This window comes from Tahibacter amnicola (genome assembly GCF_025398735.1).
Taxonomy (GTDB): domain Bacteria; phylum Pseudomonadota; class Gammaproteobacteria; order Xanthomonadales; family Rhodanobacteraceae; genus Tahibacter; species Tahibacter amnicola.
This window is the reverse complement of sequence record NZ_CP104694.1, coordinates 3,959,210-3,982,931: the sequence shown is the minus strand read 5'-3', so window position 1 is coordinate 3,982,931 and position 23,722 is coordinate 3,959,210. Positions and strand designations below refer to the sequence as shown.

Annotated in this window: 15 protein-coding genes; 14 read left to right on the top strand and 1 reads right to left on the bottom strand. The window is 62.8% G+C overall.

What is annotated here, in order from left to right; translation table 11 throughout:
* The 14 genes from N4264_RS15825 (at position 1) to N4264_RS15760 (ending at position 22,483) form a co-directional block, all read left to right on the top strand.
* Complete coding sequence (locus tag N4264_RS15825) at positions 1-2,103, top strand: hypothetical protein (protein ID WP_261693204.1); 2,103 nt, start codon at positions 1-3, stop codon at positions 2,101-2,103.
* A gap of 94 nt (positions 2,104-2,197) precedes the next feature.
* Entirely contained in the window at positions 2,198-3,157 is a 960-nt protein-coding gene (locus tag N4264_RS15820; RefSeq protein ID WP_261693203.1) for a TauD/TfdA family dioxygenase, read from the top strand.
* A 132-nt stretch (positions 3,158-3,289) separates the two neighbouring features.
* Positions 3,290-4,900 (top strand): MBL fold metallo-hydrolase, encoded by a 1,611-nt coding sequence (locus N4264_RS15815; RefSeq protein WP_261693202.1) that lies wholly within the window; start codon positions 3,290-3,292, stop codon positions 4,898-4,900.
* A 231-nt stretch (positions 4,901-5,131) separates the two neighbouring features.
* On the top strand, positions 5,132-6,394 hold the full coding sequence (locus N4264_RS15810; RefSeq protein WP_261693201.1) for an HlyD family secretion protein: 1,263 nt from the start codon (positions 5,132-5,134) through the stop codon (positions 6,392-6,394).
* 96 nt (positions 6,395-6,490) lie between these two features.
* The gene (locus tag N4264_RS15805; RefSeq protein WP_261693200.1) at positions 6,491-7,222 is read left to right on the top strand and encodes an ABC transporter ATP-binding protein; all 732 of its coding nucleotides are present in this window, start codon (positions 6,491-6,493) and stop codon (positions 7,220-7,222) included.
* Positions 7,219-9,651 (top strand): ABC transporter permease, encoded by a 2,433-nt coding sequence (locus tag N4264_RS15800; RefSeq protein ID WP_261693199.1) that lies wholly within the window; start codon positions 7,219-7,221, stop codon positions 9,649-9,651. The genes N4264_RS15805 and N4264_RS15800 overlap by 4 nt, the downstream gene beginning before the upstream one ends.
* A gap of 326 nt (positions 9,652-9,977) precedes the next feature.
* Positions 9,978-10,709: a thioesterase II family protein gene (locus N4264_RS15795; RefSeq protein ID WP_261693198.1), complete on the top strand. Its 732-nt coding sequence runs from the start codon at positions 9,978-9,980 to the stop codon at positions 10,707-10,709.
* Positions 10,706-11,530: an SDR family oxidoreductase gene (locus N4264_RS15790; RefSeq protein ID WP_261693197.1), complete on the top strand. Its 825-nt coding sequence runs from the start codon at positions 10,706-10,708 to the stop codon at positions 11,528-11,530. Before N4264_RS15795 ends, N4264_RS15790 begins: the two co-directional genes overlap by 4 nt.
* Before the next feature lie 49 nt (positions 11,531-11,579).
* Positions 11,580-14,543 carry a non-ribosomal peptide synthetase gene (locus tag N4264_RS15785; RefSeq protein WP_261693196.1) on the top strand — a complete coding sequence of 988 codons (2,964 nt, stop codon included), beginning with the start codon at positions 11,580-11,582 and terminating at the stop codon, positions 14,541-14,543.
* Positions 14,544-14,664: 121 nt separating this feature from the next.
* Positions 14,665-15,906: an LLM class flavin-dependent oxidoreductase gene (locus N4264_RS15780; protein WP_261693195.1), complete on the top strand. Its 1,242-nt coding sequence runs from the start codon at positions 14,665-14,667 to the stop codon at positions 15,904-15,906.
* 118 nt (positions 15,907-16,024) lie between these two features.
* Positions 16,025-18,475, top strand: a complete 2,451-nt coding sequence (locus N4264_RS15775; protein ID WP_261693194.1) for a penicillin acylase family protein — start codon at positions 16,025-16,027, stop codon at positions 18,473-18,475.
* Entirely contained in the window at positions 18,472-20,250 is a 1,779-nt protein-coding gene (locus N4264_RS15770; protein ID WP_261693193.1) for a cyclic peptide export ABC transporter, read from the top strand. The genes N4264_RS15775 and N4264_RS15770 overlap by 4 nt, the downstream gene beginning before the upstream one ends.
* Positions 20,247-21,599, top strand: coding sequence for a hypothetical protein (locus tag N4264_RS15765; RefSeq protein WP_261693192.1), 1,353 nt, complete (start codon positions 20,247-20,249; stop codon positions 21,597-21,599). Before N4264_RS15770 ends, N4264_RS15765 begins: the two co-directional genes overlap by 4 nt.
* A 95-nt stretch (positions 21,600-21,694) precedes the next feature.
* Entirely contained in the window at positions 21,695-22,483 is a 789-nt protein-coding gene (locus tag N4264_RS15760) for a hypothetical protein (protein ID WP_261693191.1), read from the top strand.
* 260 nt (positions 22,484-22,743) lie between these two features.
* Here the strand turns inward: N4264_RS15760 and N4264_RS15755 are convergent, their stop codons facing one another.
* Positions 22,744-23,454 (bottom strand): thioesterase II family protein, encoded by a 711-nt coding sequence (locus tag N4264_RS15755; protein ID WP_261697640.1) that lies wholly within the window; start codon positions 23,452-23,454, stop codon positions 22,744-22,746.
* Positions 23,455-23,722: the final 268 nt, after the last annotated feature.

Genomic DNA, 23,722 nt, shown 5'->3' with positions numbered 1-23,722 from the left:
ATGTCCAGCAATGATGCGATGAAGCAGTTGTCCGATGAAATCGCGGCCCAGGTGTACCGCGAGCAGCGCGGCGATTTTGCGCGCCTGTTGAGTTTTGCAAATCTCGTGGACCGCTCTTCCCCGGCACCCGCGGCGAAAGCGCAGCCGGAAACCCAGGGGCAGATCGGCGTGTGGAAGCTCGACCCGGCCTCCCAGACCTTCGTGCGCGATGTCGCCGTCACGGCCGACTGGGCGTACTGGGCACAGGTGCAGAGCATCGCGGCCAAAAGTGCGCGGCCGCGGGTATTGTTCATCGGCGAATCGGTGGCCCGCGGCATGTTCTACGATCCCGGCTACACCCCGGCGCAGGTGTTGGAGCAGGTGCTCGCCGGCCAGCTGGGCGCCGCGGCCCCCGAGGTGATCGACCTGGCAAGAACCAATGCGTCGATGGCGACGCTGCGCCGGATCGCCACCCAGGCCGAGCAGTTGGAACCGGGCCAGGTCGTCGTGTTTGCCGGCAACAACTGGGCGGGCAACCGTTCCTACCTGGGCGAGGAGCGCGCCTATGCGCTCGCGGCGAGCCTGCGCGAAAGCGGCATCAACGGGCTGCGCCAGCGACTGGAGTCGATTCTCTCCGCTGAGATCGAGACCCTGATGGACGACCTGGCCGCGCTCTACGTGCAGCGCCAGGTGCCGGTCTGCTGGGTGCTGCCGGAGTTCAACCTGGAAGATTGGCGCGACCCGAAAGTCTACGCGCACTGGCTCGGTGGCCAGGATGCCAACGATTCCTGGCTGGCTCTGCTGGACACCGCGGAAACGCTGCTGGCCAAGGGTGACCATGCCGGTGCGCGCGAGGCCGCCGAGGCGATGCTGGCGCTGGACAAGGGGGACTGTGCGACCACCGCGTACCTGCTGGCGGCGTGTGCCGAAGGGCTGGGGCAGCCGGATGCGCGCCGGCGCTACCTGGAAATGGCGCGCGACGCGTCCATCGTCGACTTCACCAGGAGTTACTCACCGCGCATTACGGCGCTGATTCGCCAGCTGATCGCCCGCAAGGCCGCCCAGCACGGTCATCGCGTGGTGGATCTGCACGAGGTATTCCAGGCGGCGACAGGCAGCGCCATTGCCGGCAAGGAGATCTTCCTCGATTACTGCCACATGACGAGCAAGGGAATCCGCCTGGCGATGGCCGCGGTTGGACGTGAGGTACTGCAACAGTCCTTCGCCAAGTCCGTGCCGCAGGAGGCATTGCTGGCCCACGCGACGTGGCCGAGCGATGCCGACGAGGCCGACGCGCACCTGCTCGCCGCCATCCACAATGCCCATTGGGGCCAGGTCTACGAGGTCGTCCTGCACTATTGCCGGCGGGCGGCGGAGAAGTCGCCGGCGATCCTCGAGCTGATGGGCATCATCGTCGAGATCCAGAACGAGCGGCTGCCGGTGTGGATGAACGCGCGGGCGACGGAACTTCTGGAAACCGTGTCGCCGCAGATCAAGCGGTATCTGTTTTCGATGGAGTTCAAGTGCCTCGACCGCCTGCTGCTGGATGCCTTTGCAGCGTGCTGCGCGGAGCATGGCATCGACCTGGCCTCGCGTCTGTCGACGCTGCGCCTGGAAGGGCACTGCGTGGCGAAGCTGGGCAGCGTCGATCTTCTTGATCCGTACTACCACAGCACTTCGTTTTCCAACCAGCAGTTCATCGACGGCGGCGTCAACCAGCACAACGACTTCTTCAAGGCGTACGAGCCGGTCAGCCACTTCTGCTTCATTTCCGATGAAGGGCAGGGGCGCCTCCTGCGGATTACGCTGAAGTCGTCTGATGGCGCATCCGGTGGGCACGCGGAAATCCGGATCAACGGTCAGCCGTGTCAGCGCCTGCCGCTGACCGGCCAGTGGCAGACGCATGATGTCAGCGTGTCGGCTGCACTGCTGAAGAAGGGCGTGAACGACGTTTCAGTCGCCTGGCCGAAGCCGCAACTGAACGGCACGGTTGAACTGGCCCGGATTGGCCGGGACATCCGCCAGCACGCGATGGCGGAAATCTATCCCGTGTTCGGGCACATCTACGCCTTCGAGGCGAGGGCAGTGGCGGACAGCCGCAAGACGGACTACGCGCCGGCGTAACGACCGTGACCGTCACCGACGTGCCCGCAGCCTTTCGCTGCCGGGCACGTCGGTACGGCGAGGTCGCCACGCGGGCACCTGAATGGAGGTGACGATGAACACGCACGAATTTCCCCTGGTCGTGAGGGCGCCGAGCGAAGGCGCCTCGCTGCCAGACTTCCTGGCTGGACGAAAAGAACGAATGGAGGCCGACCTGGCCGAGTACGGCGCGGTCCTCTATCGCGGTTTCGCGCCGATGACCGGCGAAGCGCTGGACCGGCTGGTCGGCTCGTTGTCCTCGGTCTCATTCAAGAATGACGAGGAAAGCTCCCCGCGAAATCACGTGGTCGGAAACGTGTACACATCGACGAATTACCGCTCGGAGATGGAGATATTTCCGCACAACGAGAATTCGTACAAAAAAGAGTTCCCGATGAAGTTGTTTTTCTACTGCGTGCATCCGGGCGCGGAAGGTGGCGAGACGCCGATTGCCGATTGCCGCAGGGTACTCAAGCGTCTTGGCGATGGCATCAAGGCGAAGTTCCAGCAGAAGAAGTGGATGTATGTCCGGAACTTCACCGCCGGTATCGGCGTGTCCTGGCAGGAAGCCTTCAATACCACGCGCCGGGAGGACGTGGAGGCCTATTGCCGTGACCAGGACATCCGTTTCGCCTGGCACGATGAAGACTCGCTCAAGACCTGGCAGGTGCGCGAGCCGCTGCTCAGCCACCCGGCCAGTGGTGAGCCCTCGTGGTTCAACCATGCCACGTTCTTCAACATCCAGACGCTGGACAAGGACCTCCGGGAATCCCTGTGCGACATGTTTGGCGACGACGCCCTGCCGCACAACACCTACTACGGCGATGGCAGCCCGATCGAACCGGCCGTCATCGGTGAGCTGCAGCAGGCGTACCTGGCGGAGTCGGTGCCGATCAAGTGGGAAACCGGCGATCTGATGGTCCTGGACAACCTGTTGACCGCGCACGCCCGGAAACCCTTCAAGGGCGAGCGCCGGATCTACCTGGCCCAGACCGACCCGGTGGACCGGGCAACGCTGGTCCCCACCGAGGCCTAGCAGGCTGCGGCCGGGCTCGCCGCCAGCTGCACCGCCGCGGCGAGGTGCCTGTCGCTGCCGTGTGACCCGGCGGCGCCCCTGATCTGGATGAGAAACGGATGTTCATGCACCACCCACTGAAAGCGGACAGATATGAGTGAGCGCGCGCTGTATCTACGAGAAGACGTCTACTTCGAACCATTGTTCAATCAATGGTATGCCTGGCCATACCTGATTCCGCCGGTCACCGCCGCGCGCTACGTGGAAAACACGCACCTGCGGATCATGAAGTCGTTCGTGAACAACTATCAGCTGCATATCATTGCGGCGCAGGAGCCGACGCTGACCGGCGGGGAGTTCCTGTCCTGTACCGAGCAGCAGGTCGACGACATCAAACGCCTCGTCGACCGGGTCGAGACGGACCAGCACGACCTGCTGGCGCTGTCCAATGCCGTGCGCGAGCTGGATGACCTGCTGCTCAAGCACACCAGCGGCGAATCATTGACGCCGTTGTACGAGAAAGTGCCGGCCCCCTTGCGCGGCTACGTGGAGCTGGTCTTCGATCGCGAGCACCGCGCGACATTCCGGCTGATCGAGCCGCTGCTGTACCGCAGTGGTTTCTACAAGCCGGAACTGCAGGGGTTGTCGTTCGGGTCGCTGACGCGCGTCGGCAGCCGCCCCTTCGTGCTGAGCACGCCCCGGTTGCCGGACGAGAACCACCTGCAGGTCTCGGCGGACTTCAACGCCGGGATCGTCGACCGGGTCTTCAAGGCCCGCCAGCATCCGATCCCCGAGGGGGAAATCGATGCGCTGTTCGCGGGGCATGCGTGTTCCGGCGGGCTGCACTACCGGGACTTGTTCACCACGGACAAGCCCGTCCGGCAGCCGCGTCCGGTCGAGTCGGGCGTGCGGCTCCAGTACACCGGCCATGCGGGCTTTCTGGTGCAGTCGCCGGAGGTCTCGATCCTGATCGACCCGGTTATCGCGACCCGGGACCCGGCCGACCCGAATGCCATCATCGGCTTCAGTGACCTGCCCGAAACCATCGATTACGTGTGCCTGACGCATAACCACCAGGACCACGTCAACTTCGAAACCCTTTTGCAATTGCGCCACAAGATCAAGCGGGTGCTGGTCCCCAAGAGCAATGGCGGCAAGCTCACCGACCCCAGCCTGCGCCTCTTGCTCAGGCAGTTCGGGTTCGACGTCGTTGAGATGGACGAGTGCGACGAGGTCGCCGTCGGCGGCGGCAGCATCACCGCGATCCCGTTCCTCGGCGAGCACGGAGACCTGGATATCCGCAGCAAGTCGGCCTGGCTGGTGCGGCTGGAGGGGCGAAAGATGTTCTTCGGCGCCGACTCGGCCAATCCGGATATCGCCCTGTACGCCAACCTCAAGGAATACCTCACCGACCTCGACGTCTACGCCATCGGCATGGAGTGCGTCGGCGCGCCCTATACCTGGCTGTATGGCGCCCTGGCTACGCGCAAGGTCGGCAAGGCGGTCAAGGAGAGCCGGCGGCTCAACGGTTCCGACGCAAAACAGGCGTTTGACGTGATCGACATGGTCCGGCCAAAGCGCGTGTTTGTGTACGCGCTGGGCATGGAGCCCTGGTACAAGTACTTCATGGGCATTGACTACAATGAAAATTCGACCCAGATGCGAGAAGTCGCGCTATTCAAGGAACAGTGTCGCGAAATCGGTTTGGAGGCCGAGCCACTGTTCGGCAGCAGGGAGTACGAGATGGCGCCGGGCGTAGCGTAAGTGCGAGGTGCTGCCCGTCGCTATTCACGCAAAGTTCGCCTTTACCAGTGGCAACTTTGTGCCTATCCTAGCCGACGGGATTTTTTTGCCGATCCGGTGGTATCTGAACGATGCCGCCAGGGGCGGGTCCGGCATTTATCCAGGATGGCCGTATTCTGTCGGCTTGCGCTGTAACGGGCTTGAACGAATTTTGAGCGAAAATACACGCTTGGGCTAAATTACAAGGACGCAATGGATATTATTAAGTCGAAAAATGCCGGATCCGTCCAGAAGTGGTATGCATCAAGGCGCTGGCTGGCAATATTCGGAGCGATTGGTGTCGTCGTTTTCGGCATGGCGATGCGAACCGGCACGTCCTCGACGAATATCAGCCGGGATGCCCTGGTTGTTGGTCTGGTCAAGAAGGGGCGGTTCGATATCACCGTCGACGGTTACGGCGAACTCAAGTCGAGCAGCAAGCGTCTGATTACCAGTGTCAGCAAGGCGACGGTGGAAGAGGTCGTTCTCAAGCCGGGCGCAAAGGTCACGGCTGACAGCGTCATCCTGCGGATGTCCAACCCCCAGATCGACCAGGACCTGGACCTTGCCAGGCAACAGCTGGAGGCCGAGAAGATCTCGGTGGAGGAAATCGCCCTGACCAAGCAGCGCGAGCTCCAGGACGAGGACGCCAAGCTGCTCGAGGCGCAGTCCCAGCTTGAACTGGTCGAGATGCGGCAGAAGGCGCTGGCAGAGGTAGCAAAGCAGGGCATTCTCAGCAACATCGAATACGCCGAGATCAACCTGAAGGTCACCCAGCAGCAGCGCAACCTCAAGATCCAGCGCGAGCGCTATGCCACTCTGCAGAAGATCAACCGCGCGCAGGTGGAGATCCGCAACAAGCTGGTCGAACAGAAGCGACTGGCCTACGAGAAGATTCTCGACCAGAAGAACAAGCTCACCGTGCGGGCGGGGAACGAAGGCACGCTGCAGCTGCTGTACGTCGAGCTGGGCCAGAGCATTGAACCGGGGAAGGAGCTGGCGCTGGTCGGCGGCGACAAGGATCTCAATGCGCTGATCAAGATCCCCCAGTCCAAGAGCGATTCCGTCCGTATCGACCAGAGCGCCCGCATTTCGGTCGGGGGGAACATGGTTCCGGCCAAGGTGGTGCAGATCAACCCGGGTGTCGTGGACGGCAGCGTCACCGTCGAGCTGCAGCCCACGCAGACCCTGCCCGACAACGCGCGTCCGAACCTGAACGTCAACGCGGTGATTGAAGTGGGCTCCTACGACGACGCCTTGTTCGTCGATCGCCCGGCCAATGTGTCGCCCAATTCCTCCGTCAACGTCTTCGTGCTCGACAAGAGCGGTGATTCCGCAGAACGGGTGTCCGTGGACTTCGGGCAGGAGTCAGGAAAGCTCATCCAGGTCAAGAAAGGGCTTGTCGGTGGCGCGAAGGTCGTGTTGACGGACGTGTCGAAGTACGCCGCGGAAAAGTCGGTCTCGATCGTCGACTGAAGTGGAACGCGGGACCGCCCCGGGCGTCGGCAGAAGTAGCGGCGCAAGGGGTCGGCTGGACTGTGGCAGGGATCTAACATTCTTCCGGAGCGAGTCGTGAGCAATCCCAAGATCAAGGTGGAGAACCTCAGCAAGGTGTTTTCGACCGAGGAAGTCGACACCTATGCATTGGCGGACGTCAGCCTGAATATCCTCGAAGGCGACTACGTGTCCGTCTCCGGGCCTTCCGGTTGTGGAAAATCGACCCTGCTGTCAATCCTCGGCCTGCTGGACACGCCGACGTCCGGACAATACTGGCTCGACGGCATTGACGTGAGCAAGATCGGACTGAGCCAGAGCGCGGAGATCCGCTGCGAGAAGATCGGCTTCGTGTTCCAGCAGTTCAATCTCATCGACGAGCTCTCTGTCGCCGACAACATCGCCTTGCCGCTCCGCTACAGCCGGAAGAAATACAGCCGCGACGAGATCCTGGCGCGCGTGCACGACTGCCTCGGCAAGGTAGGGATGCAGAACCGGGCCGGTCACAAGCCGAACCAGTTGTCCGGTGGCCAGCAGCAGCGTATTGCGATCGCCCGGGCTCTCGTGGCGCAGCCGGCCGTTCTGCTGGTCGATGAGCCCACCGGCAACCTCGATTCGCGCAACGGCGACGCCATCATGGAACTGCTGGGGCAGCTCAATGCCGCCGGAACGACCATCTGCATGGTGACGCACGATCCGCGCTACGCGAATTTCGCGCGCACGCAGATCAACCTGCTGGACGGGAAGATCCAGCTGCCGGGTGAGGGAGCACACGGTGCGGGTGGCGGCCTGCAAGGCGTCGCCGCATGATCCTGGCCTATGAGCTTTCCGACGCATGGGTCGGGCTCCGGAAACGACCGCTGTTTGTCCTGAGCATTATCGCAACGCTGGCCGTCACCCTCGGCATTCTGCTTTGCATGGTGAACCTCAACCAGGTTCTCCTGCTCAAGGCGTTGCCGTACCCGGACCAGGACCGACTGGTCGTCGGTGTCGCGAATGTCTATGAGAACCATGAGACCCGTTTCTCGGACATGATGGCCTACCCCATCGCCGAGCATGTGGAGAAGCATGCCGACGTCGCTGCGGTCGCGGCCGTGAACTATGCAGAGGAGATCGTCACCAATATCGACGCCAGGCCAAAGCTGCGCGTCACGAACGCCACGCCGAAGTACTTCCCGATGCTGGGCACGCGCTTTGCGAAGGGCGGTCCGCTGGAAGCGGGCAACGGCGTGGGTTCGAAGGATCCGGTGGCGATCCTCAGCTACGAGGCTTGGCAAAAGTATTTCAATGGCCGCGAAAACATCCTTGAGGAAACGGTCGTCATCAACGACGTGTCCTATCGGATCGTGGGCGTCACCGCGGAAAGCTTCATCGAACCGGAGCTGTTCCAGGCTGGCCTCAAGACACAGATCTGGTTGCCCTGGGAATTCAATACCTGGGCCGAGGATGCGCGCAAGAACTGGGTGGGCTTCACCGACCAGATCAAGGTCCTCGCGCTGCTGAATCCGGGCCAGCGCATGATGGATGCCGAGCAGATGCTCAACGGCCTGGTCAGCGAGCGGTTCCGCGAGGAAAGCCGTGGGTCGTCCTTTCTCAAGAATGGCGACTATCGCTTCCAGGTCCAGGGCCTGAAATCCTACCTGGTGCAGGACGGCAAGGTATCGGCCCTGCTATTCCTGAGCAGCAGTTTTGCGTTGGCTTTGATTGCCTGTATCAATGTCTTCAACCTGCTGTTGTCGCGGGCCGCGGAACAACTGCGCCAGCTGGCCATCAAGGCGACGCTCGGCGCCAGGAAGAGCCACATCTTTCGACAGGTCTTCGCCGAGCACCTGCTGCTGGTCTGCACGTCGATGGTGCTGGCCCTGGTGCTTGCCACCGTCGTTACCGGGGCGATGAAGGAGAAGGTCGCCGGACAGTTGCCGCGAATTGCCGAGCTGACGATCTCGCCGGCGACCATCGCGGTTGCACTGGTGCTGATGACGGCGTTGGCACTGGCCTTCTCGGGCATCGTGTCGCATGTGCTGGACTACCGTCGTCTTGCAGGCCAGCTGAAGGCCAGTGGCAAGGGCTCGGGTCTGCAAGTGTCTTCGGCGATCCGCAACTTTCTGGTGGTCAGTCAGATTGCTTTGGCCGCGTTTCTGCTCGTGGCGATCGCGAGCGTGCTGAAGGTTTCCTACGCGACGGTGACGCGCGATCCGGGGTTCCGCGTGGACAACCTGGTATTCGCCAACCTCAGCGTCGGTTCCATGCAGCCCAGCCGGGAAGAGCGGATCCGCTACATCGACGATATCACCGGGAAACTCAAGCAGCTGCCTCAGGTGAAGCAGGTGAGCAGTGCGCTGTTCGTGCCGATGATGAGTAATCGCTGGACGAGCGCACTGAAACTGGATGCGGCGGGCAGTGACTCCCTGTCGGTGGCGACCAACCTCATCGACGACGCCTACCTGGGCGTCATGGGCGAGGAGATCGTGCGCGGTAACAATTTCAGCCGCGATGACGTGAACTACTCGGCCAAGAAGGTCCTGGTCAATGAGGAACTCGCCCGGAAGATCGCCCCGTCCGGCGATGCAATCGGCAAGTACGTCTACTGGCAAAGTGGCGGTGAGCAGGAATTCAAGCCGCACGAAGTCATCGGCATCGTGCGTGACGTGGCGATTCCGCGCACCGCGCCGACACCTCGTCTGTACGCGACCCGTTTCAGCGGCCTGCGTTTCATCGTGCAGCTCAATGAGGGTGCAGAGCTTTCGCGACAGGAGTTCCTGAATGTGCTGTCGAGCGTGCACAAGCAATTCAATCTGTACGAGTACGAACGGGTCCGGGATATCTACGACGCACTGGTCCTCAAGGATGTGTTCATCGTCTGGGTCGCTATAGGTCTGGGCCTGCTGACGGTCCTGCTGGCCAGCATCGGCATCTACGGCGTACTCAACTACGGCATTCTGCTGCGGCGATACGAGCTCGGCGTAAGGATGTCGATCGGCGCGGGGCCCGGCCGCATCGCGGGGATGATCTACCAGGAGAACGGCGTGCTCTTCCTGTACGGCGCGCTGGCGAGCCTGGTCATTCTTGTCGTGTCCGACCGCTTGCTGGCGAAGTACGCCGGATATGAATTGCCGTTGTCTTTCAGTGCTGGAGCGGGTGGCTACGTTGTGATCGTGGTGTCAGTGGCGGCGGCCTGCTACCTGACGTTGCGCACCATTATCACGCGCTGGCCGATTTTCGCCTTGCGTACTGACTGAACCTGGATGGAGTGATGACGCGGCCGGCGCGCCCAGGCAGCGCCGGCCGCCGGTGGCTGAATATGCAAGGGGGATGTGCGTGGTGATCGGCGACGATGGCGTCGGTCGGGCTTCCGCACATCGCGTCGAGCAGGGCGGCTCGCCGCATCACGTGCGACGCGCATTGGCGTGTGGTCCCGGCGGATGGCCGTTCAGAGGCCAGACCTTCGGTTGAGACATCCGAGTCCTGGAAGTGGCAGCGTGCCTGGTCGTGCCCGCTGCAGGCTTGCCGACTTTCTTCCCTGGCCAGGCGCCCGACGGGCGCCGGACAGACCAAAGGTGAATGAATGGAAAAGATTCAGTTGATATGCCTGCCTTTCGCCGGTGCCGGTGCGTCCTTCTTCAACGAATGGAAAGGTGTCGAACCGTCGTTGGTGATTCGCGCAATGCAGCTGCCGGGACGGGAGAAGCGATTCCTGGAAACGCCGCACGTGGACGTGCACCGTGCGGTGGACGAGCTGACGAAGGAACTGCTCGCCGACGATGCGCTGGATACACCCACCCTCATTTTCGGCCACAGCCTCGGTGCAGTTCTGGCCTTTGAGCTGGCGCGCCGGCTGGAGTCCCCCGGTCGCGGCAAGTTGCTGGGCCTGGTGGCCAGCGGGTCGCCAGATCCATGGACCCAGCGCAGCGACCGGGCAACCGGATTCAACAACGACGAGGCGTTCCTGGCGAAGGTGTCGGAGTTCTCCGGCTACAACCACGAGGCGCTGAGCGACCCGATGATGCGTGAGCTGCTGCTGCCGACGCTGCGTGCCGATGTGCGGATGCACGAGGACTACGTTCCGCGTAGCGGCGAACCGCTTTCCGTACCGGTAATGACAGTGCGCGGTGCTGGCGACCAGCTGGTTTCGCGAGCGCAGGTCGACCTGTGGCGCAAGGCGTCGACGGGAGCGGTCAGCCACGACGAACTCGAAGGCGGGCACATGTACTTCATCGGTAACGCCGGTCCTCTGCTCGGACGGATTGCCACCTTTGCGCGTCAAGCCGTGGCGACGGCGCTGGAAATTGCGCCATGAGACTGAAAGGGAAAGTGGCCGTCGTGACCGGTGCGGGACGTGGCCTGGGTCGCGAGTGCGCCGTGGCGTTTGCCCGGGAGGGCGCGGACCTCGTCCTGATTGACGTGTCCGGCGATATTGCCGGGGTGCCATACCCACTGAGCACGCCCAGCCAGCTGGCCTGCACGGAAGCGGCGTGCCGGGAGCACGGCGCATCGGTGCTGTCGGAGTTTGCCGACGTGCGCCGCCTCGATGAGATCGAGCGCGTAGTAGACAAAGCCATGGCGCGGTTCGGCCGGATCGACATCCTGCTGAACAACGCCGGTATTGCCGCGCCCTCCGGAAAAGTCGTCCACGACATTTCCGAGGAGGAGTGGAACCTCATGGTAGATGTCGATCTCAATGGCGCCTGGCGGATGCTCAAAGCCGTCGGGAAGATCATGACGTCCCAGCGCGCGGGCAGCATCGTCAATATCGCGTCGACTGCCGGCACCGTCGGTTACCGTCATTTCTCCGGCTACGTTGCGGCCAAGCATGGCGTTGTCGGGCTCACGAAGGCGGCCGCGCTCGACTACGGGCCGGTCAAGGTGCGGGTGAATGCCATCTGTCCCGGTTCGGTCCGTGACGCCGATCACGTGGAAGGTCGGATGCTCTCGGAGATCGCGCGCTCGCTGGATGTGGATGTGGCCGAGCACGAAAGCGTCTTCGTCCAGTCTCAACCCATGAATGAGCTGATTGAACCGGCAGACATCGCCGATGCTGCCATCTGGCTGGGCTCGGATGCGGCCCGCCGGGTGACTGGCAGTGTCGTCACGGTCGATGCGGGTTTCACTGCACGCTGACCGCGAAACAGCACCGTTCGTAGCGATTATTTGGTTCTAGGGGCAATTCATGTCATTTCGGCAACACCTGGCTGCGTCGGGTACGGTAAACGACAGAGTCGGCAGCCTGTTCTCGCGCGTGGTCAACGACGACACCGGTGCGCGAACCCATGTGCTGTGCGCCGAATTGCACGCGCCAGTCGAGCGATCCGTGTTGCAAGCCCGGTTCGATCGCATGAGCACCTCGGTGCGCGCGCTGCGACCAGAGCTCGGCACGCTTCCGATGCACCTGTTCCTGGACGACGTACCCCATCGCCACGACAGCGCGCCGGCGCGAGCCCAGTGCGAACGGGAGGCTGCGAGGTGCCCGGCGCCGCAGTCCGAAGCGCTGTTGCGGGCGGTCCAATTGTGCTTTGAGGACGGCTCGGCGGCGCTCATCGTCACCGCAGGCCGCGTCTGCATCGGAAAGGCACTGCTGATCCGCATTCTCACGCAGCTGGCGACCGGTGAATCGTTTGAATCAGCGACGCCCGGGGCGCAGGCGTCGCCGCCTATCGAGGTCAACTGGGCAGATTATCCGCCGATCACCCCATGGGCAGCCGCGGGTACCGGGAGTGGTTGTGCGCGGACCGAGTCCATCGTGTTTCCCGCAAACCTGGCGCAGCTGTCCGTTGCGTTGTCGCGCGTCTTCCGCGCGTTCAATCAGCAGCCTGCTGCGAGTCTGCCGGTCATGATCGACAACGCCGACATTCCCGGTCTCGACACCGGCAGCGGGTGGGCCCTGTGTCCGCTTGACGCATCGCCCGCGCTGCGCGGCGGGGTTGCGCACGCCTGGCTGACCGATGAACGGGTCACTGCGCTTGCCGGCCTGTGGAGTGGCGAGCCGGCATTCCTGGTTGGCCTGTTCGCCGGCTGTGCATTGCCATCGCTGATGCCCGGTGTACGCGCCTTGCACTATCAGGCATTCGTGCGACCTCCGTTTCCGATCACGCTGCTGGTCGAGGATGCCGCGGACGGACACGTGTCGCTCGCGGTGCACTATGACCAATCTGCCATCGGCACCGAGGATGCACAGTGGCTGCTGCGTTGCCTGGCGAACGTGGCGACGGCCGTCGCCGCAGCGCCGGATACACCGGTCGCGCACATACCCTTGCTCGATTCGACCCAGCAGAGCGCTGTTCTGGCGCTCGGGCACCGTTCGCGCACCGAACAGCTGCTGGCGCCGCAACGCATCGAACAACGCATCGCGGAGCGGGCGCTTGAACAGCCCGACGCGCCTGCAGTGAGCGATGCGGAAGGTTGCCTGTCCTACGCTGAGCTGATGCGCGAGGCCGGCCGTCTTGCAGCGTATCTCACGCAGCGCGGAATTGGCCGTGCCGATCACGTGGGCCTGTGCGTGGCGCGTTCCCGCCATATGGTGGTCGCCGCGCTGGCCATCATGAAGGCGGGCGCTGTCTACGTGCCGATCGATCCGGACTATCCGGCGGATCGCATCGCCTACACCTGCGAGGACGCGGGCCTGAAACTGGCGATTTTTGACGATGGCCATGCCCCTGGCGGGGCATTCGCGTCGATCACGATGTCGCAGTGGCTGCGCCAGTCGCCCGAATCAGTGCCGGTTGACCAGGGCCACCCCGTGGAGTGGTCCATCGACGATCCCGCCTACATGATCTACACCTCGGGATCGACGGGGCGCCCCAAGGGCGTGCTGATCGCGCACCGCAGCGTGCAGGCGCTGCTGGGCGCGGTGCAGGACGAATTTGCACTGACCAGGGACGACGTCTGGAGTTTCTTTCATTCCTTTGCCTTCGACTTCTCGGTGTGGGAGGTCTGGGGCGCACTGCTGACCGGTGCGCGCGTGCACGTGGTGTCGCACGAGACCTCGCGCAATCCGGAAGCATTCATCCGCGAGATGAACGGGCAGGGCATCACGGTGCTCAGCCAGACACCATCGGCGTTCGGCCAGCTGATGGCCGCAGACCGCGCACATCCGGTTGGCCCGCAGCTCCGCCTGGTGGTGTTCGGCGGCGAGGCTCTGGATGCCCGTGCGCTGCTGCCGTGGTTCGATCGGCACCCCGAGAGCCAGTGCCGTCTGATCAACATGTTCGGCATCACGGAAACCACCGTCCATGTGACAGCCAAGGAAATTCGCCGCAGTCACGCCCTGGAGGGCTCCCGCTCCGTCGGCCGGCCCATCAACGGTTGGCACGCCTATGTTCTCGGTCCGGACGGAACTGTGCTCCCGCCGGGTATTGATGGCGAGATCTATGTCGGTGGCAGTGGCGTCGCCCTGGGCTACCACAACAAGCCCGAACTCAACGAGCAGCGTTTCATGCCTGATCTCCTGGGCAACGGCCGCATGTATCGCAGCGGCGACCGTGGCCGCCTGCTGCCCAGCGGGGAAATGCTGCACCTGGGGCGCCTGGACAACCAGATCAAGCTGCGCGGGTTTCGCATCGAGCTGGACGAGATCCGCAATGTGCTGTTGCGCTGCCGTGGCGTCGAGGCGGCCGCCGCGGTGTTCAGCCAGAAGGACAAGCTCGACGCGGCGACCGCGCGTATTGATGCCTACATTGTTCTCGCCGAAGGCAGCGTCCGGGATGTCTGGTTGCACGCCAGCCAGCAACTCCCCGACTACATGTTGCCCACCTCCATCGCGCGCGTGTCGTCGATGCCCTTGACGGCCAATGGAAAGCTCGACCAGCAGAAACTGGCGGGTCACATCATCGAGCGGTCCGGATCGCCGGAGCGCTCGATCGGTATCGCCGTTGCGCCGAAGGGGGCGGCCGCGCCGAGCACACCGGCAGAGGATGCGGAGACGGACGTCGAGCGCCACCTGGTCGAGATCTGGTCGGAGCTCTTCGACCAGCCGGTCAGCGTCGGCGACAACTTTTTTGACCTTGGCGGCAATTCGCTGTTTGCCATCCGGCTGTCGACGAAGGCACGCGAGCGCGGGCTGCCGGGCTTGAGTTTGAGGGATTTGTACGTTCACCAGACTATTTCCGGATTGACCGCTTTCCTGCGCCGGAGTTAGGCGCGCTGCGCGGCAAACCCCACGGCATCGCCGACGCGTGCGGACCCTGGATGAGACGTTCAATCCAGGCGGGGACGCCCGGCAGGAACCAGTCAGCCCGAACTGAAACGGAGATTGCGTAATGGCTGTCGACAAGATTCTTGAGCGCTGCGCCGAGGAGCGCATCGAGCTGACCATCGAGAACGGCGAACTGAGCATCAAGGTGACGGCGCCGCCCAAGGACAAGTCCCTGCTGCTGGACGTCAAGCGTCTGCGCAGCGAGATCGAGCGGGCGCTGTTGCACAGCCAGCGTGCGGGCGAGCGCGGCGGCGATGAAAACCGTGTGTCGATGAGCCTGTTCTATTTCTCCAGCGACGAAGGCGTCGCCGACAGAAACAAGTACCGGCTGCTCCTGGAAGGTGCGAAATTCGCCGACCGCAATGGTTTCGAGGCCGTGTGGACGCCGGAACGGCACTTTGCCCAGTTTGGCGGCCTGTATCCAAACCCGTCCCTGATGGCGTCGGCGCTGGCAACAATCACGCAGAACGTCGCACTGCGGGCGGGCAGCGTGGTGTTGCCCCTGAATGATCCTCTGCGAGTGGCGGAGGAATGGGCCGTGGTGGACAACCTGTCCGACGGACGCGTCGGACTGGCCTTCGCGTCGGGCTGGCAGCCGAACGATTTCGTACTGGCGCCGGCCAATTACCAGACGCGTCACCAGTTCATGTACGACGGCATTGAACAGATCCGTGGTCTCTGGCGCGGTGTTCCCGTGACACGCAAGAACGGTGTCGGCGAGGACATCACCGTCAATTGCCTGCCGCGGCCGATCCAGCGTGAGCTGCCCGTGTGGATCACGGCGGCCACGAGTCCGCAGACGTTCGAGTCAGCAGGAAAGATCGGCGCCAATGTACTGTCTCATCTCACCGGTCAAACGCCCGAGTCGTTGGCCGAGAAAATCAAACTGTACCGGCAGACGCGCGCGGCCGCGGGCTACACGACGCCGGGACGCGTCACCGTGATGATCCACACCTTCATTTCGAGCGACCAGGAAAGCGTGATGAAGGTAGCGAAAGAGCCCTTCAAGCGCTATCTGGCCCAGTCCATCGATCTGCTCCGCAATCTTGCGACGCAGGTCGGCATCGATGCCGACCGGATCAGCCCGAGCGATATGGATACGTTGCTCGAGCACGCATTCCACCGCTATCACCGCACCAGTGCGTTGCTGGGTACCCCGGAGTCGGCGCTGGAGTTCGCCGCAAAGCTCAAATCCATCGGTGTCGACGAGATCGCCTGCCTCGTGGACTTCGGTATCGACACTGACACCGTGCTCGAGAACTTGCCGTACCTGAACACACTGAAGAATGCCGTAGCCGCGCTGTGAGCGCCGCCGGCATGAAACGAGCGATGGTTCTGTCCACATGGCAGGCAGTACCCGCTTCACGCTGCGATGGAATGGTCGCGATGCCTCGTCCCGTGGCATTGCGTGCCAGGAGTCATTGATGAGCCGCAAGAAGAAGCATCCGCTGTTGATCCGTTTTGTCATCTGGATCTGCCTGCCGCTGTCGGTGGCATTGGGATTCGGCTATTCGCACCTGCGTGGCAGTCTGCCCCGGACCAGCGGCGAAATCGCCGTGCAGGGAATCAAAGGCAAGGTCAGCATCACGCGTGATGCCAATGGGGTTCCCTATGTACGTGCGTCGAGCGACATGGACGCCTATTTCGCACTGGGCTACGTGCATGCACAGGATCGACTCTGGCAACTGGAAGTTGCGCGTCGGCTGGCGCAGGGGCGACTGAGTGAAGTGCTGGGCAGAAGAGCGCTGCCGGAAGACATCTGGATGCGCACGCTGGACCTGTACGGATCGGCGCACACTGCCTGGCCGGCATTGAGTGACGATGCGCGCGCGTCGCTGGAGGCCTACGCCAGTGGCATCAATGCCTACCTGGGCGAGAAGCGCACGTTGCCGGCGGAATTCCTGCTGCTCGGCGTCGAACCGCAGCCCTGGCAGCCGATCGACTCGCTGGCGTGGTTCAAGGTGTTCAGTCTCAGCCAATCCAACAGCATGCGGACGGAAGCCAGCCGCTACGTCGCCCGCAAGTATCTTCCCTCGACCCAATGGACGTTGCTGGAGCGCGACTATCCGGTCGATGCTCCCGTTACCGCGGATGCCTTGCCGGCGATGCGGGCGATTGCGCAGATGGGAATGATCCTGGAGGACGATCTGGCGCTGGGTGGCAAGTTCGTCGGCAGCAATGCCTGGGTCGTTTCCGGCGCGCATACCGACGACGGCAGTCCGCTGCTGGCCAACGACCCCCACATGGGCCTGCAGATGCCCTCGCTGTGGTACGTGGCCCACATGTCGGCTCCGGCGTTCTCGGTATCCGGCATGTCGGTGGTCGGATTGCCGAATGTCGTCTTCGGCCGGAACGGGCACATCGCCTGGGGCGGCACCAATATGATGGCCGACACGCAGGACCTCTACGTCCTTGAGACCGATCCGGACCGGCCGAATTACTACAAGGCGGGCGACCAGTGGCAAGCGCTGGAAGTGCGGCAGGAAGAAATCCACGTCAAGAACGAATTTCCGGCAACGCTGCGCAAGCCACTGGACCCGGTTCGCATCCAGGTGCGGCGCTCCCAGTGGGGGCCGGTCGTCAGTGACGCGCTGCTGGCGGTGGATCAGCCCGTGAGTCTGCGCTGGCCGGGGCTGGACACGGGTGATACTTCCTACGAAGGGATCTTCCGTCTGGCCTACGCCACCAACTGGGACGACTTCAATCGCGCTCTCGGCGCCGTGATCGCCCCGGCCATCAACGTGGTGTATGCGGACACGGCCAACAACATCGGTTATGTCGCGGCAGGGCGAATCCCCCGACGCGCCACGGGCGACGGAACCTTGCCGGTGCCCGCCGCCGACACGCGCTACGAATGGAAGGGGTACATCCCGTTCGCCGAAATGCCGCGGACTTTCAATCCGGCCAGCGGCTTCCTGGTCAGTGCGAACAACAAGGTAGCCGGTGACTCGTATCCGCATTTCATTTCGCGGGACTGGGCGCCGCCAGCCAGGGCCGAGCGGATCACCACGCTGATCGAGGAAACGCTGAAAGGGAAGGGGAAAATCCGCCTGGAAGACGTCGAGACGATGCAGGGCGATGTCAAGGATATGGAAGCCGCTGAACTGAAGGACTACCTGCTTGGCCTGCTCGATTCCTCTGCGGCGTCCGATACGCTGTTGGCGCTCAAGGCCTGGGACGGGTCGATGGCGCAGGAGCAGGCGCCAGCGGCCGTCTTCAATCTCTGGGTGAAGAACCTCAAGCAGCGCATGCTGCTGGACCGCTTCAAGGACGCCGGTGACAACCGGGCACAGGTGGATGTGTTGCGCAGCTATGTGGCAGGCGTCACGCCGCTGCAGATCAAGCACATGATGATGAGCGGCAACCCGGAATGGTGTGGCAGTCCGGTTGCACCGGATATCCCGCGTTGTGCCGGCCTCGCGCGAGCTGCACTGGACGACGCGCTGCAGGAGCTTCGCAAGTGGCAGGGTGATGAAAGGCACTGGCAATGGGGCGCCGTGCACCAGGCGAGTTTCCGGCATCTGCCATTCAGTGATGTCAATCTGCTGGACCGCCTCTTCGCACGCCGCATCGCCAGCGCCGGATCGGAGAACTCCGTCGACGTCGCGGCCAGCCGCTACAAGCCGATGGAAGGGTTTGAGCAGACCTTCGGTGCGGTGTTCCGGCAGGTGATGTCGCTTGCGCCGAAGGACGCGCGACACAGCTACATGAACTCGACGGGCCAGTCCGGCAATCCACTCAGTCCGCATTTCGACGACATGCTCGAACCATTCAACCGGGTGGCGTTCTTTGCGCTACGCGAACCGGTCGCCGCAGCGACGACATCGGTCCTGACCCTCACCCCGGCCGTGCCAACCCAGGAGGGCCGACAGTGAAACTGTTCGATCTGTTTATCCAGCGCGCCCCCAACCGCATTTTCCTGTCGATCCTGCTGGGCGCGCTGTCGGGCATCAGCTACTCCCTGTTGATTCCGCTGGTCCAGGTGGGTATCAACAGCTCCGACAGCGCCGGCTCCGGTGCCGACGTCGCACTGTTTCTCGGCTTTGAGATTCACCAGTACAAGCTGGCGCTGGTGTTCTTTGGCATCTGCCTGTTCGTTCTGGTATCGCGTTCCATTTCCCAGGTCAGCCTGATGCGCGTCGCGATGGACGTGACGACGGACCTGCGCAAGACGCTCTACGAGCAGATTGCCCGCTCGCCCATCGCTGACCTGGAGCGGATCGGTTCCTCGAAACTGATTGCCACGATCACCACGGACGTTGGCCGGATCGTGATCGGCGCCCGGGCCATTCCGGATCTCCTGATCAGTGCGGTCACCATTGTCGGCATGCTGGGCTTCATGGCCTACCTGAACTACTCCGTGTTTGTCGTCGTCATGCAGGCTATCGTGTTCGGCGTCATCACGTACCAGGTACCGGTGTTCATCGCCAACAAGTACTTCCATCGCTCGCGGCAGCGCATCGACCTGCTGCAGGAAGCCATTCAAGGCCTCATCGCCGGTGCCAAGGAGCTGAAGCTCGACGCCGACAAGCGCGAGCGCTACTTCGCGGACGTGCTGATGGAAAACGAGTACGCCGTGCTGGCGGCGGACAAGACCGGCAACACGGTGATGCGCCTGGCCGCCAACTACGGCGACATGATCAGCTTCTTCGTCATCGGCGTCATCGCGTATGTCTTCATCAACTATCACGCGATCACGCCCTCGGAGCTGACGGGCGTGGTAATGGCGATGCTATACATCACCACACCCATCGCGGTGGTGATTGGAACCGTACCTTCGGTGGTCATGGCCAAGATTTCGCTCAACAAGGTCAATGGCATCATGCGTAGCATTCCCGCGGAGTCGTATCCGGCCAGACGCGGCGGCGAGCTTCCGGCGTGGACGGAGCTGCGGGTGAGGAACCTGTGTTACCAGCACCGTGGCTCGAAGGACGAAGCGGGTTTCCAGGTCGGCCCTATCGACTTGACGATCCGGCGTGGCGAGGTGACGTTCATCGTCGGCGGCAATGGTTCCGGAAAGTCGACACTGAGCAAGCTGCTCACGTTGCACTACGCCGCGGCCAGTGGCGAGATCCTTTTCGGCGACCAACGCCTGACCGACGAGAATTTCGCCGCCTACCGCCAGCGGATCTGCTCGATCTACTCGGACTACTATCTTTTCGATCGCCTGCTGTGCGAGGCAAAGCCCGACGAGGCGGCGCGCATCAAAGAGTACATGGCGCTGCTCAAGCTTGAGGGAAAGCTGGTCATTGAAGCGCGACAGTTCTCGACAACAGCGCTCTCGGATGGCCAGCGCAAGCGATTGGCGCTGCTGGCCGCGCTGCTGGAGGACAAGGACCTCTACCTTTTCGACGAATGGGCTGCCGACCAGGACCCCTCGTTCAAGGAAGTGTTCTACCGCCGCATCGTTCATGAGCTGAAGGCCCGCGGCAAAGCGGTGATCGTCATCAGTCACGACGATCGGTTTTTCGACGAGGCGGACCGTCTTATCTACATGGACCAGGGCAGGGTGCGTGAATCCGTTGATCGGACTCGCCGGGCCCCTGTTCTGGAAAGCGCCGGGAATACGCTCCCTCACCAACCCTCCAACCACGTCGGGCATCCTGCACCCGCCCAGGAAGCCTACGCCATCGTGAACGCCGAACCATGATCGATGCTATCGAGAAAAACGGTAACGACATCTCCCTGCTCAATGGCGAATTCCATCGCTATGTTCGCTCGAAGGGGCTGGTGGAGCGGATTCCCTTCCGGGAAATGGCTACCACCGACTTCATGCGGCATTACGAGTACCCCATCAACTCGTGGCCGTTCTTCGTATCTCCGGAGATGGTCTCCAGCATGCAGGAGATGAACGCCAACATCCTGAAGATGACCTACAAGGCAGTGCGGGCGATATTCAACGAAGATGCCATGAAAATGGCCGCCGCCCTGAACATGGATCCGGTCCGCTGTTCGTTCTTCTTCAATGGCGTCGACTTTTCCGACATCTGCTTCCGGACCGATGCCATTCTCACGGACGATGGACTGAAATTGGTCGAGGTCAACGTCGGTACGGCAATTGGCGGCTGGCAGATCCAATGGATGGACGAGACCTTCCGCCAGTACGACGGGTACCGGGACTTCTTTGGTCAGCACAACGTCAACTGCCGCAACACGCCGGTGACGTTCTTCAAATTCCTGATCGCTTCGGCGGCCAAGATTGCCCGCACCGGCAAGGCGAACATTCTGGTCAAGGTCAAGCGCGGGTTTGATCCGGCTGTCTACGGTACGTTTCTGCAGCAGTACATCGCCCGGGCCATCGGCGAGTCGGGTGTCGACTGTGACATTGGCTTCTTCGCGGGGTTCGATGAACTTGAAGTCAACGCGGAAGGTACGTTTCACCGGGGGCGGCGAGTCCACCTGGTCACCTTCGGCGACCTGAGCGGAGAGCCGGACCCGCCGCTTGAACTGTTGCGCAGCATTTTCGCGCGCAAGCTCGCCAGCCCGGACTTCCCCACGTACGTGCTCTTGTCCGACAAGCGCAACATGGCGTTGCTGCACTACGCGGCGCAGATGAAGCTGCTCTCGCCGCACGAAGCGGCGCTGGTGGAACGCTACGTGCCGAAAACGTACATCCTCGGCGGCCCCCTGTTCTCTCCGGCCGTTCGCGACGAACTGCTGGCGAACAGGGAGCGCTACGTCGTCAAGCAATGCAATGGCATGCAGGGGATCGATGTTCACGTCGGTCGGTTCATGTCTGACCAGGAATGGCGGAACACGATCTGGAATCTGCGCCAGCCGGAACTGTGGATCGCCCAGGCGTATTGCGAGTCGAAGCAGTTCTACGGACACGCCGACGCCTCGTGCGACGTCTTCAACTTTGTCTGGGGCGTCTTCCAGTTCGGCGAGAAGTTCGGCGGCTCCTGGATTCGCATGATGCGCGAGAAGGGCAAGTACGACGGCGTCATCAATTCCGCCCGTGGGGCGGAGGAGCGCATCGTGTTCGAGGCGGCGTGCTAGCCCGACGTTGTGGCTGGCGCAGTGAAGTTGCTTGACCCATTGACGGGGTCCCTCAGCCGGGGGATGTCCTTGGTGCAGTAGGAGTGCTCATCGCGATGAAATTTGTCCTGTCCTGTCACCGTGTACTGCCACGCGTCTTTTGCGCGCTTGCCGCGTTGTTGGGTGCCAGCGCGATGGCGTCGGCTGAACCCACGCAGATCGAGGTGCGCGTCCTGGCGCGCGGCGCGAAGTTCATTGGTGGGTATTCCGCGTCTGCCCTGGTGACGCTGACCGACGCAGACACCGGCGAGGTCTTGGCCCGGGGCATGACCCAAGGCACAACGGGCGATACCGATCGCATCATGAAAAGCCCGCCAAAGGACGGTGGCCGCAAGGCGACGGACGACTCAGCCGTCTTCAAGGCGTCGCTTGACCTGACAGGCGCGCGCCGTGTCACGGCCACGGTCACCGGCCCTGTCAGTCAGCCTCAGGCCGCCACGACCGTCACCAGTACGCAGTGGGTATTGCCCGGCCGGCATATCACGGCAGGCGAGGGCTGGTTGTTGGAGTTGCCCGGCCTGATCGTCGACCTGGTCGAGCCGGCCGCCTACCAATGGGTGGACAAGCAATCGACGGTTCCCCTACAGGCATCGGTGACCATGATGTGTGGTTGCGCGCTATCCGTCGATGGGCATTGGCGGGCTGGTGATACCGAAGTGGAAGTCAGTGTGTCGATCAACGGCAAGCCGCAGCCCGCCCAGCGAATGACCTTCGACGCGGCCGCCGGGCGCTTCGGCACGGAGCTGAAAACCCAGGAGCCCGGTATCTACGAGGTGGAAGTGCGGGCCTGGGTCGCCGCGACAAACAACGCGGGCGTCGGACGGACCACGTTCTTCGTGCGCTGACGAGGCCATCGAGCAGGCGTTGCGTACCAATGACATCGAGCGCGGCCGACCATATCGTCTTTCATGAGCGCCATCGCGACCCCGTTCCGGGTAAACCCTGCCGGTCAGCGCGAGCTACGAAAGCGGTGTTCCCCCGTAGCCCAGGTACGCGCAGCGCGCCAGGGGTGAACCCCCTGTTGTCGCCACCGCTGGGCGGCCACTTCGCTTTCCACCCACACTACCGAGCCCTCCACAAGGAAGCGGCAGCTAGCTGCCGCGCGTCACGCAACGCGGTCCAGTCTCGTGATTCCCGCAATCGCGGCGTTCACCTTCTCCAGGACCACGGCGCGACTGTGCTCGACAAAAAAGTGCCCGCCCGGAATCCAGTGGATATCGCATTGCCCATTGGAGAGCTCGCGCCAGCCCTCTGCCGCCGCTTCGGTCACCTCCCAATCTTCCGTTCCTGCCAGCACGACGATCGGACAATGGAGCCGGCAGGGCTCTGCCTGATAGACGTCGGCAATTTTGAAGTCGGCCCGGAGCAGTGGAATCAGGAACTGGATGAGTTCCGCATTGTTCAACACTTCTTCGGGGGTGCCGTTCAATTCGCGCAGCTTGTCGATGAACTGCGCTTCCGGCAAGTCGTAAACGCAGTCCTTGTCGCCCGGGAAGTGCGGGGCCCGGCTGCCGGAGGCAATCAGCAGGCGGGGGCCTGGCAAACCGGCGCGCTCGCACTGCTGCGCGAACGCGTAGGCCACGCGGCTGCCAAGGCTGTGTCCGAAGAGGGCGTACGGCTTGTCGGCAATGCCGGAGAAAGCAGCCGTCAGTTCAGCGACCAGATCGTCCATTTCCGAGTGCGGCCGCTCGCCCATTCGCGAGGCCCGTCCGGGCGGCTGTACGCAGACCAGCTCGACGTCTGCCGGCAGGTGCGTGGCCCAGGGCAGGTAGGTCGACGCCGAACCGCCGGCGTAGGGCAGGCAGATCAGTCGCAATTTCGGCGATTGGCGCGGGAACGGGCGAACAAACCATTTGCTAGTGCTCAAGTGGGCCTCTCAAGGTCGGTCACGGATGCCTGGAAGAGGGGGCGTGCCCGCCGTACCTTCCCGGTTTCCCGTCGATTGTCTGTCGCGGATCGTGCGGATTTCGCGCGGTCGCTGCGAACGCGAATGGTAAACCGCTTCGCTTGCTGTTGGCAGGTGGCATCTTCACGGTCCCGGACCAATGACCTTGCCCGATCGGCCTGTTTCCACATATTCCGAT

Coding starts and splice junctions, on each gene's coding strand:
- N4264_RS15795 (WP_261693198.1), top strand. CDS start 9,978: ATGGAAAAGATTCAGTTGATATGCCTGCCTTTCGCCGGTGCCGGTGCG.
- N4264_RS15820 (WP_261693203.1), top strand. CDS start 2,198: ATGAACACGCACGAATTTCCCCTGGTCGTGAGGGCGCCGAGCGAAGGC.
- N4264_RS15785 (WP_261693196.1), top strand. CDS start 11,580: ATGTCATTTCGGCAACACCTGGCTGCGTCGGGTACGGTAAACGACAGA.
- N4264_RS15815 (WP_261693202.1), top strand. CDS start 3,290: ATGAGTGAGCGCGCGCTGTATCTACGAGAAGACGTCTACTTCGAACCA.
- N4264_RS15810 (WP_261693201.1), top strand. CDS start 5,132: ATGGATATTATTAAGTCGAAAAATGCCGGATCCGTCCAGAAGTGGTAT.
- N4264_RS15765 (WP_261693192.1), top strand. CDS start 20,247: ATGATCGATGCTATCGAGAAAAACGGTAACGACATCTCCCTGCTCAAT.
- N4264_RS15760 (WP_261693191.1), top strand. CDS start 21,695: ATGAAATTTGTCCTGTCCTGTCACCGTGTACTGCCACGCGTCTTTTGC.
- N4264_RS15775 (WP_261693194.1), top strand. CDS start 16,025: ATGAGCCGCAAGAAGAAGCATCCGCTGTTGATCCGTTTTGTCATCTGG.
- N4264_RS15790 (WP_261693197.1), top strand. CDS start 10,706: ATGAGACTGAAAGGGAAAGTGGCCGTCGTGACCGGTGCGGGACGTGGC.
- N4264_RS15800 (WP_261693199.1), top strand. CDS start 7,219: ATGATCCTGGCCTATGAGCTTTCCGACGCATGGGTCGGGCTCCGGAAA.
- N4264_RS15780 (WP_261693195.1), top strand. CDS start 14,665: ATGGCTGTCGACAAGATTCTTGAGCGCTGCGCCGAGGAGCGCATCGAG.
- N4264_RS15825 (WP_261693204.1), top strand. CDS start 1: ATGTCCAGCAATGATGCGATGAAGCAGTTGTCCGATGAAATCGCGGCC.